Below are 3,361 nucleotides of genomic sequence, written 5' to 3'. Positions count from 1 at the left end.
GCCGCCCCGGGGGGCGCGCCCCGGCCGGCGGCCGCCGCGGGGGGCGGGGCGCGGGGGGGGGCCCCGCGGGGGGGGGGGCCGGGGGGGGGGGGGGCGGGCCGCGGGGGGGGGCCCCCCGCCGGCAGCCGCCGCGCTGCCGGACGCGCCCGCCGTGCCCACGGTCGCCACCAGCGCAGCCACCGCACCACCGGCCAGCCACAGGCGCCGCCGGGCGGGGGTACGGGGTGCGGAGGCTCGGCCCGCCGGGGCCCGTACGGGTACGGCTGCCGGCTCGGGTACGGCCGCGGGCACGGGTGTGGGCGTCGATGCGGAGTTGGGTGCCGCTGCGGGTGTGGAGGGTTCGCGCCGGGCTTGCGGTGCGTCATGCATGTCGTGCTCCAGGCTTGTTCCGTAAGGGAGTTGGGCCCTTGATCGGGACCGCCACCACCCTGGTGGACCTGCCGGAACCCCCGCCATCCGGTGGTCCCCCGCACCCGCCGTCCCGCCGCCCCCACACCGGGTCGGGGGATGGCCGGATGGCCAGCCGGCCCCCGGGTGGCCCGGACCGCTCAGGGCGCCGGCGGCATCCGCTGCGGCGGCGCGGGCGCGGGGCACGGCGGCTGCGGTGGCCGGGTCGCCGGCGGAGTCGCCGGCTCGCCCGCCGGCGGGGCGAGTTCGGCGCGTACGGGGAGCTGCGCGGGAGCAGTCGCAGAGAGCCGCGCGGGCGGAGGCGCGGGCGGAGGCGCAGGAAGCTCCGCGGGAGGACGTGCGAGAAGCTCCGCGGGAGGATGCGCGGGCGGCGGCGTAGGGAGCTGCGCCGCGAGGATCAGCGTCAGGTCGTCGGACGTGCCGGCGCCCGCGTGGGCGTGCAACAGGTCAAGGAGGTGGCCGAGCGAGGCGTCGAGGGTGGGCCCGTTGAGCGCGGCGAGCACCTGGTGGTCGAGCGGGAACAGGGTGCCGTCGGCGTCCCGGGCCTCGGCCAGGCCGTCGGTGTACAGCAACAGCCGTTGGTCCGGGCCGAGTTCGATGCGTTGCAGGACGGGGCGGGGCGCGAGGCCGAGCGGGGTCGAGGGGTTCGGCGACTCCAGGAGTTCCAGGTGTCGGCCGGCCCGCAGCGGCGGTGGATGGCCGCAGTTGACGAGCCGTACCTCGCCCGGCGTGAAGTCGGCGAGGACCAGCGTGACGAAGTCCTCGGCCCCGAGTTCGGCGGCGATCCTGGCATCGAGGGTGCGGGCGAGGGCGGTGAGGTCGGGCTCGGCGGCTGCCGTCTGCCGGAAGGCGGCGAGCACCGCGGCGCTCAGCCGGACCGCGTCCAGGCCGTGCCCCTTGGCGTCGCCAAGGATCAGCCGCGGGCCGGCCGGCAGCAGGATCGCGTCGTGCAGGTCGCCGCCGATCAGGGCGTGTTCGGTGGCCGATCGGGTGCGCACGGCCAGCGTCAGGTCACCGATGGCCGGCGGCAGCGGGCGGGCGATCGCCTGCTGCGCGACGAGCGCGATCCGGGTCATCCCGGCCAGCGCCCGGCGCGCCTCGCGGTGCGCGCGCTGGGCTGCGGCGCAGGCATGCTTGGTGCGCGCGTGGACCCGCTGCCGGTGGGCCAGCGCGCGCCGGGTCTGCACCAGCGCGTGCCGGGTGCTGGCGTACGCCTCGCGGGTGCGGGCGTAGGCGCTGCGGGTACGGGCGTGCGCCCGGCGCATCCGGGCGTAGCCGCTGTGGGTACGGGCCTGGGCCCGCTGCGTACGGCCGCGGGCCCGCGCCATGGCGGTCGCACAGAGCGCGCCGACGGCCACCACCAGGATCTCGACGAGGTGGTCGGCGCCCGGCGCCCCGGCCGCCACCCCGGACTTGCCGTCCCCGGGCAGCAGCAGCGCGAGCAGCACCGCGAGCGTGCCGACCGCGGCCGTGGCCACCGCGCCCAGCCGGTACGCGGCGAGCAGCGGCCCCACGATCAGCAGACCGCCGAGCGAGACCCCGCGGGCGAGGGAGTCGGCCAAGGCGATGGCCCCCTCGGTGAGCACTGCCGACAGCAGCCAGCCCCAGTGCGAGCGCACCGCACACCTCCGCGATGGGCCCCCGGGGAGGGGCCGGACCTAGACACCCTCGCAGACACCGGAGACACAAGTAGTCACTTTCTTACTTTCTGTGAACTCGCTACGGACAGAAGCAGCCGACACCACGCCCGTTCCCCCGGAAGCCGTCAGGGCAGCAGCCGGCTGCCCTGACGGGCGCTGTTTCCGTACGAGCGCTGTTTCCGTACGGGCTCCGCTGGCACGGGCCGTGCTCGTACGGGATCGGCTCGTACGGGCTCCGCCGGCACGGGTTCTGCCCGTATGAAACGGCTCACTCCACGCCCCGTACACGACCCGCGTCGTGACCCCTACGCGGTCGGCGCCGTAGCCTGCCCCCGGGTCGGTCGGCGCCCTCGTCGGGCCGGTTCCGTGGCCGGAATGCGGGCCGCCGGGCGGAAGGTCGGCTTCCGGGCGTCCCACCCCCTTGCCGGCCCTGGCCGGCGATGCCGCATTCTTTTCCTGGCGTTGTTGGCGTCGCTGGCGCACCGCGGAAAAACCCGGGGGAAATCGTGGAACGAGTGATCGACGATCGCTTCAAACTGCTGGAGCGGCTCGGCGGTGGCGGCATGGGCCTGGTGTGGCGCGCCCGCGACCTGGCGCTCCATCGTGACGTGGCGCTCAAGGAGGTGCGCCCGCCGGACCCGGCGCTCGCCGAGTACGACCCGGAGGCGGCCAGGCTGCTGCGCGCCCGGGTGTTGCGCGAGGCGCGCGCCCTGGCCCGCGTCGACCACCCCAATGTGGTGACCATTCACCACATCGTGGACGGCGGCGACGACGCGTACCCGTGGATCGTGATGGAGCTGGTCACCGGCGGCTCGCTCCAGGGCAGACTCGATCAGGGGCCGATGACGCCGCCGGAGGCCGCCAGGCTCGGCAGCGGCATCCTGGCGGCGCTGCGCGCCACGCACGCGGTCGGCATCGAGCACCGCGACGTCAAGCCCGCCAACGTGCTGCTGCGCAAGGACGGCCGGCCGGTCCTCACCGACTTCGGCATCGCCGCCATCCGCGAATCCACCAGCCTCACGGCCACCGGCTCCATCATCGGCTCCCCCGACTACATGGCCCCCGAGCGGGTCCGCGGCCGGGCCGGCGGCCCCGCGGCCGACTTCTGGTCGCTCGGCATGCTGCTGTACGTGGCCGTCGAGGGCTACCACCCGCTGCGCCGCGAGAACACCCTCGCCACCCTCGCGGCCGTGCTCAACGACGAGGTCCCGCCGCCGCACCGGGCCGGTGTGCTCACCGAGCTGCTGCGGCTGGTGCTGGTACGGGACCCGGGCGCGCGCCCGGACGTCGGCACGCTGGAGCGGATGCTGACC

The 3,361-nt window shown here is 76.3% G+C and carries 2 protein-coding genes and 1 pseudogene; 1 reads left to right on the top strand and 2 read right to left on the bottom strand.

Annotated elements, in window-relative coordinates:
* Positions 1 to 369, bottom strand: a pseudogene (locus AAHZ94_RS31090) (hypothetical protein); the annotation flags it as partial.
* 179 nt (positions 370 to 548) lie between these two features.
* A complete protein-coding gene (locus AAHZ94_RS31085; RefSeq protein WP_349997059.1) occupies positions 549 to 2,027 on the bottom strand; it encodes a PP2C family protein-serine/threonine phosphatase in 1,479 nt (492 codons plus the stop codon).
* 536 nt (positions 2,028 to 2,563) lie between these two features.
* On the opposite strand from AAHZ94_RS31085, the gene AAHZ94_RS31080 reads away from it, so the two are divergent.
* Positions 2,564 to 3,361 (top strand): serine/threonine-protein kinase (locus AAHZ94_RS31080; RefSeq protein WP_349997058.1); only part of this gene is annotated, 798 nt, incomplete at its 3' end.

Origin of the sequence: Streptomyces sp. HSW2009 (assembly GCF_040240285.1) — a bacterium.
Lineage (GTDB): Bacteria > Actinomycetota > Actinomycetes > Streptomycetales > Streptomycetaceae > Streptomyces.
Note: the sequence above shows the minus strand (reverse complement) of the source record. Positions and strands in the feature narration are given on the sequence as shown.